The sequence below is a fragment of the Umezakia ovalisporum Ak1311 genome (genome assembly GCF_029891685.1).
GTDB classification, from domain to species: Bacteria; Cyanobacteriota; Cyanobacteriia; order Cyanobacteriales; family Nostocaceae; genus Umezakia; species Umezakia ovalisporum.
On sequence record NZ_JANQDJ010000020.1, the window covers coordinates 1 to 6,621 of the forward strand.

Here is a 6,621-nt window from a genome sequence, read left to right on the forward strand (position 1 = left end):
ACGGTCTGAGGATGTCTTTGACAATCTTGGGAAATGAATTTATAATCATTATCAATTATTCTATTTTAATACTTCGCCCAGAATTTACCATATTTTGGGCTATTTTTATCACCTCTTTCTTAACATTCAACACTTGTGAATTTACTGATATGACTGCAACTAGTTGTTTCCCACCTCACAAAAATATTGGTGTGGCTGTGATTTGGAACCACGATGAACAAATTTTAATTGATCGCCGTCTTCCAAAAGGTACAATGGGCGGTCTGTGGGAATTTCCTGGAGGCAAAATTGAGCATGGTGAAACTATCGAAGAATGTATTAAACGGGAAATTAAAGAAGAACTCGGAATAGAAATTGAAGTGGGAAGGCATTTGATCACTATTGATCACACTTACAGTCACTTGTGTGTTACCCTAACTGTGCATCACTGTCGTCTGATTACAGGCATTCCTCAAACCATAGAATGCGATGAAATTTGCTGGGTAAAATTAAATGACCTAGAAAATTTTACTTTTCCTGAAGCCAACAGTCAAATTATTGCAGCTTTAAAGCAGGAAGTAATGACCAATGACCATTGACCAATGACCGTAACAATCTATTAACTGAATCAGGTTGAGTCTTGCAATTTTCTACAATGGTTGCAGAGAATTTGATCAAGGTGTCAGCAAGCAAATGCCTAAAACAGTTACCGATGTGATGACCTGTGACCCAATTGTGGTGCAAAGAGAAACTCCACTACGAGAAGCTATCCAAATTCTGGCAGAAAAACGCATCAGTGGCATACCTGTTGTAGATGATGTTGGTAAATTGGTGGGAATTATTTCCGAAACAGATTTAATGTGGCAAGAAACTGGTGTGACTCCTCCGGCGTACATTATGTTTCTCGATAGCGTCATCTATTTACAAAATCCTGCTACTTACGAACGGGAATTACACAAGGTCTTGGGACAAACCGTTGGGGAAGTGATGAGCGCAAATCCTATTAGTATTTCTCCAGACAAAACTGTAAAGGAAGCAGCGCACCTGATGCAGGAGCGTAATGTTCACCGCTTACCTGTAATTGACAGCTGGGGTCGGGTAGTTGGTATCCTTACCCGTGGTGATATTGTTCGGGCTATGGCAGCTAGTTAATATTAGTCATTAGTCATTTAAAAGAATATCGACATTACTCAAAAGGTAGAAGGGTAAATGTCCCCACTGTGGGCATTACCTTGGGGATGGCAATGCAATGGAAGTACACCATATCATTCCACTCTCAAAAGGAGGAAAGGATGAATATAATAACTTACAACTATTACATAGACATTGCCATGACCAAAAGACTGCCAATGATCGAAGTCTAACAGGTATTCATGATAAGAACCATATCATTGAGGAGCCGTATGAGGCCAAAGTCTCACCCACGGTTTTGAAGACGATTCGGTTGGGTGACTGATCGGCTTAGTTTAATAATTTGGAAAATTAGGAAAAATTAAATGGGTATTACTCCTGAGTCGGTAAAGCAAATGCTAAGTTCTCAAGATTTGGGCGATCGCTTACGTGCAGTAAACCAAGCTCGTGACCTGGAGCCAGCAACAGCTTTAGAAATGATTCAAATTGCTATGAGTGATAGTAACTCGCGAGTGCGATACTCAGCAGTAAGTCAGATGGATACTCTGGGGACGCAAAATTTACAGTTATCTTTGGATGTGTTGCGTAATCTGCTGAATGACCCCGAACCTGATGTTCAAGCAGCAGCGGCTGATTGTTTGGGCGCGTTGAAGCTCCACGATGCTTTTGAAGATTTACAGCAACTGTACAACACAACTCCAGAATGGCTGGTAAAATTCAGTGTTATTGCTACATTAGGTGAGTTAGGTGATCCACGAGCCTTTGAACTACTCAAACAAGCACTTTCTTCTGATAATGAATTAATTCAAACAGCCGCCATTAGTTCTTTAGGTGAGTTGGGAAATATTGAAGCCATTCCCGTCTTGGCGCCTTTTGCTAGCAACTCTGATTGGCAAATTCGCTATAGAGTCGTTCAAGCCCTGACCCGTTTAGGTGGTCCAGGGGCCAAATCGATTTTAGAAACTCTCTGTAATGATAAAGTGGAAGCGGTGGCAAATGAAGCTAAACAATCTTTGCCGTCACTTTGAGTAGGTGATTCAACTTCTGGCAAGATTAACAGAATCATGTTGGATATTTCCTTCAATTTTCCCATGGTTTTATCTTGCCCACCATCATCAAGAATTGTGTTTACACTGACGACATTCCCCTATGAGTACAGAAGTCTAAACCTCCCCCAAGTGGGTTTGGGCGATTTACGTTGATGTACTTAAGCTCCATAAACTTGAGGCCAAGTTGTCAGTACAAAAACTACCACTGCGGCTATGGCCAACAAGCCTTGAATTAAATTTCCAATCAGTGAACCTACTATAATTCCCACACCCGCTTTAATTGCTAACCATAATTGACGGCGATAAATAAATTCACCGACAATTGCTCCTAGCAAAGGTCCTAATAAAATTCCTAACAAGGGTCCTCCAAAGGGTAAAGTCGGTAATAAACCAAAAAATCCCAGTAATAAGCCCACCATTGCGCCTATCTGTCCCCACTTACTAGCACCTGCTTTTTGTGCACCTAAGTAGCTAGCTAAAAAATCTACCGCAATACTCAGAAGTAAAACTACAACTGTGACAATCAGCGATATTTTAATTGCAGCAAAAGAACTGCTAATCAATCCCCAAATAATAATAGAAGTTAAAATCAAGCTGCTACCAGGAACACCGGGAACCACTGAACCAATGATTCCCACCACCATAATCATTATTACTAGCCAATAAATAACTTGCATAATTTTTAATAATGTTTAATGACCTTCAGAGATTTGCTGTTTTACCCAAGTGCAAAAAGTAAGCTTTGCTCTTAGTTACTGAATTTTTTGGCTTTCTTGTACCCATCGGGGAATATCCCGGACTGGAATTGGCGCAAAGGAGGGACTACATTAAACTCCTGAGATTGACTTTTACTCAGAGTTCTTTAAGTGTCACTGCTAATTTATCAGCAATTCCAGCAATCCAATTTTCATCTTGTTTGGTGTAACTGCGGGGCGCATTAGCTCCTAAAATTAAAACACCATGATCACCAATCGGTTGACAAATTACACCTTGGGTATTTTCCGGTAAATAATCAAATTCAATTCTTCCTGGATACACCTTTAAAGCAACTAAATAAATCGGCCTTTGTGTTTCCAAGACTCGTTTTAAGATGGGCCCTGGTACTACTTCCGATTTAGCACCCAGAATACCCCGACGCAGTAAGGTTTGACCTTGATAAAGTACAATCAGCGATCTTGTTACCGTGTTAGTCAATAATAAATGGGATGCCCAAGCTAATTCTGTTTTTACAGTGTCTGGTAAATCTGCTGCTAGTTCAAAACCTTCTTTCCCAATCAGCTCTACAGTATCGGGTGATCGCGGTTGTACTTGCTGCCAAATTAAACCCGTTAAAATTAACACTGCACTCAAAATGACGCCTAATACATCCCCACGCGCTTGTGACTCCGTTAATTCTGGAGTCAGCAAACGGTTAATTAATAAAAGAGTAGCGCCTAACCCACCAACAGCTAAGGGTAAACGCCGTATAATTACATTGGGATCAGATTTAGCCATTAGCAGTTAGTCATTAGTCATTAGAAAATTTCTTCTCCCCCTGTTCCCTATTTTTTTATTCCTCACCGGGTTCAATTATCCTCTGAAACAAATAACCAGTACCTCTGGCTGTGAGAATTAACTCTGGGTTGCTAGGGTCATCTTCTAATTTGGCCCGCAAACGAGAAATATGCACGTCTACCACACGAGTATCCACATGACGTTCTGGTGTGTAACCCCACACTTCTTGCAAAATTTCTGAACGTGAAAATGCTTCTCCAGAGCGGCTCACCAGCAACTCTAGAAGGCTAAACTCCATCCCTGTCAAGCGAATACGCTCATCGCCTTTGTAAACTTGCCGTTTATTGGTATCTATTTTAATGTTACCGACATGAATCACTCCAGAGCTAGGAATACCCGAAGCTCCAGTTTTGTCTACTCTTCGCAAGACTGAGCGAATCCTTGCTTCTAACTCTTTGGGGGAAAATGGTTTGACTACATAGTCATCAGCACCTAATTCTAAACCAGTGATACGATCAGCAACGTCCCCCAAGGCTGTTAGCATAATAATCGGGACATCAGATTCCTTACGCAATTCTTGACATACACCATAGCCATCAAGTTTTGGCATCATTACATCTAACACTACCAGGTCAGGTTCAGCTTTGCGAAAAGTATCTAAAGCTTCTTCCCCGTCTCCAGCCGTTACTACATCGTAGCCAATCATGGAAAGGCGCGTTTCCAAAATCCGGCGAATGCTGGCTTCGTCGTCTACCACCAGGATTTTTTCTTTATGGCTTTCCAAGTCTTTCAACGCTCCCTAACTAAAATTTATCATGATGAATTTTTAATACCATAATATTAAGATATCATTCGATCAATCGATTGAGAAACAGCTGTATGTCCCACTATATTTTGATTCTCAGGTAACTTAAAAAATTAAGTAAATATTAAGATTATTGACTAAATTTTCAGAATGGCAAAGCCCAAAACCTCTTTCATTTGTAACGAATGTGGAACAGAATCTTCTCAATGGTTTGGCAAATGTCCCGCCTGCGGTACTTACAATTCTTTAGAAGAGCAGATTTCTATCCAATCATTAGTAGATATACCTTCTCGCGGAGGGATTAGCAATTGGCAAACAAATCAGAGTAACGGCAAATCTCCTGCTAAACCAGCAAAAGCGCGAGCTTCCCTGACATTTGATCAAATCAGCGATCGCCAAATTGCCCGTTGGGAATCTGGTTACTCGGAACTAGATCGGGTCCTCGGAGGTGGAATTGTTCCCGGTTCAATGGTTCTAATTGGCGGTGATCCAGGAATTGGTAAATCTACTTTACTACTACAAGTATCGAATCAACTGGCGCAGAAATACCGCATTCTCTACGTCACTGGGGAAGAATCAGGACAACAGGTCAAATTACGAGCTTCTCGCTTGGGAGTATCAAAAACACCTGAACTACCCATGCAAAGGGAAGATGAAGATGATGAAAATGACAGCATTACAGCAGAAAAGGAAGAAAGTAAGAATGCAGATTTGTATGTATTACCAGAAACAGATTTAGAAGAGATTTTACGCGAAATAGATTCCCTCAGACCCAATCTAGCAGTAATTGATAGTATTCAAACAGTATTCTTTCCTGCACTGACCTCCGCACCAGGTTCAGTAGCACAAGTTAGGGAATGTACCGCAGCGCTGATGAAAGTGGCAAAGCATGAAGATATCACCATGTTAATTGTGGGACACGTTACCAAAGAAGGAGCGATCGCAGGACCGAAAGTTTTAGAACACTTAGTAGACACAGTATTGTATTTTGAAGGTGATCGTTTTGCCTCCCATCGGTTATTAAGAACAGTAAAAAATCGTTTTGGGGCTACTCACGAAATTGGCATCTTTGAAATGATCGAACATGGACTGCAAGAGGTGTCCAATCCTTCAGAGCTATTTTTAGGTAACCGTGACGATCCTGCCCCGGGAACAGCAATTGTCGTGGCTTGCGAAGGTACTCGTCCTATCGTTGTGGAATTACAAGCTTTAGTCAGTCCCACCAGTTACCCTTCCCCCCGGCGTGCTGGTACTGGGATAGACTACAACCGCCTAGTGCAAATTCTCGCCGTCCTAGAAAAACGCGTGGGAATTCCCATGTCAAAACTAGACTCCTACGTTGCCTCCGCTGGTGGGTTGAATGTAGCAGAACCAGCTGTGGATTTAGGAATTGCCATCGCCATTGTTGCCAGTTTCCGGGATAGAACAGTTGATCCCGGTACAGTTTTAATTGGTGAAGTGGGCTTGGGTGGACAAGTGCGCTCAGTTTCTCAAATGGAACTGCGATTAAAAGAAGCAGCCAAACTGGGATTTAAAAGAGCAATTGTTCCTAAAGGACAGAAATACCCAGATTATAACATTGAGATATTGCCGGTCTCTAAAGTAATAGATGCAATTATTGCTGCCATCCCACACCAAATCTTAGAAGCCAGCGATTTAGAACTAGATTAAGACCATTGACCCGCTCTCCGGGCTAAAGCTGCCGATATTTTTGGTTCAACGAGTCCACTTAAATTAGACCCCTTGGGGCATTTGACACCCCCCAAAGCTAGAAGCCGGGGGATTCTTGGTTGTGGTATCTGTGGGAACTTCACGGCACCGTCTAAATTCTCCCATCTAATTCCAGGAAGTTTAACAGCATTGTTTTTTAAATTTACTTTAATTTAGCCATAGGCTGTACCAGCTGCGTAAGTCCTATTAAATTAGGATTTGTCTAGTGTATGCGTGGATTTTACCCATTCCTGACTGGGAACTACAACTAGCAAATGTAACTGTATACCCATCATTGTCAAGGTGTAGATTACTGATACTTTTAACCGAGACATTCTCCGACATTTGAGATATCGTGAACATCCAGTACAACATCACCAACTGAGTCAGTGAAGGTGGTATCCCACATTGCCTTGAGGAAAATCCCCACGGCTCCATTAAAATCACGCGGTA

General features: G+C 41.7%; 7 protein-coding genes and 1 pseudogene. 5 read left to right on the plus strand and 3 right to left on the minus strand.

Features of this window, described 5'->3' with window-relative positions; translation table 11 throughout:
* Window positions 1–149: 149 nt before the first annotated feature.
* From mutT to nblB, 4 genes and pseudogenes are all read left to right on the plus strand, one after another.
* Window positions 150–578 (plus strand): 8-oxo-dGTP diphosphatase MutT, encoded by a 429-nt coding sequence (gene mutT / locus NWP25_RS03170; protein WP_280651525.1) that lies wholly within the window; start codon window positions 150–152, stop codon window positions 576–578.
* Between the two features lie 94 nt (window positions 579–672).
* The gene (locus tag NWP25_RS03175; RefSeq protein WP_280651524.1) at window positions 673–1,131 is read left to right on the plus strand and encodes a CBS domain-containing protein; all 459 of its coding nucleotides are present in this window, start codon (window positions 673–675) and stop codon (window positions 1,129–1,131) included.
* A 70-nt stretch (window positions 1,132–1,201) separates the two neighbouring features.
* Window positions 1,202–1,435: pseudogene (locus NWP25_RS03180) on the plus strand (HNH endonuclease); the annotation flags it as partial.
* A gap of 40 nt (window positions 1,436–1,475) precedes the next feature.
* Window positions 1,476–2,138, plus strand: coding sequence for a phycobilisome degradation protein NblB (nblB, locus tag NWP25_RS03185; RefSeq protein ID WP_280651523.1), 663 nt, complete (start codon window positions 1,476–1,478; stop codon window positions 2,136–2,138).
* 179 nt (window positions 2,139–2,317) lie between these two features.
* Here the strand turns inward: nblB and NWP25_RS03190 are convergent, their stop codons facing one another.
* From NWP25_RS03190 to rpaB, 3 genes are all read right to left on the minus strand, one after another.
* Window positions 2,318–2,836 (minus strand): DUF456 domain-containing protein, encoded by a 519-nt coding sequence (locus tag NWP25_RS03190; RefSeq protein ID WP_280651522.1) that lies wholly within the window; start codon window positions 2,834–2,836, stop codon window positions 2,318–2,320.
* Window positions 2,837–3,011: 175 nt separating this feature from the next.
* Window positions 3,012–3,653 carry a cofactor assembly of complex C subunit B gene (locus NWP25_RS03195; RefSeq protein WP_280651521.1) on the minus strand — a complete coding sequence of 214 codons (642 nt, stop codon included), beginning with the start codon at window positions 3,651–3,653 and terminating at the stop codon, window positions 3,012–3,014.
* 55 nt (window positions 3,654–3,708) lie between these two features.
* A complete protein-coding gene (gene rpaB / locus NWP25_RS03200; RefSeq protein ID WP_280651520.1) occupies window positions 3,709–4,437 on the minus strand; it encodes a response regulator transcription factor RpaB in 729 nt (242 codons plus the stop codon).
* A 171-nt stretch (window positions 4,438–4,608) separates the two neighbouring features.
* On the opposite strand from rpaB, the gene radA reads away from it, so the two are divergent.
* Entirely contained in the window at window positions 4,609–6,129 is a 1,521-nt protein-coding gene (radA, locus tag NWP25_RS03205) for a DNA repair protein RadA (protein WP_280651519.1), read from the plus strand.
* Window positions 6,130–6,621: the final 492 nt, after the last annotated feature.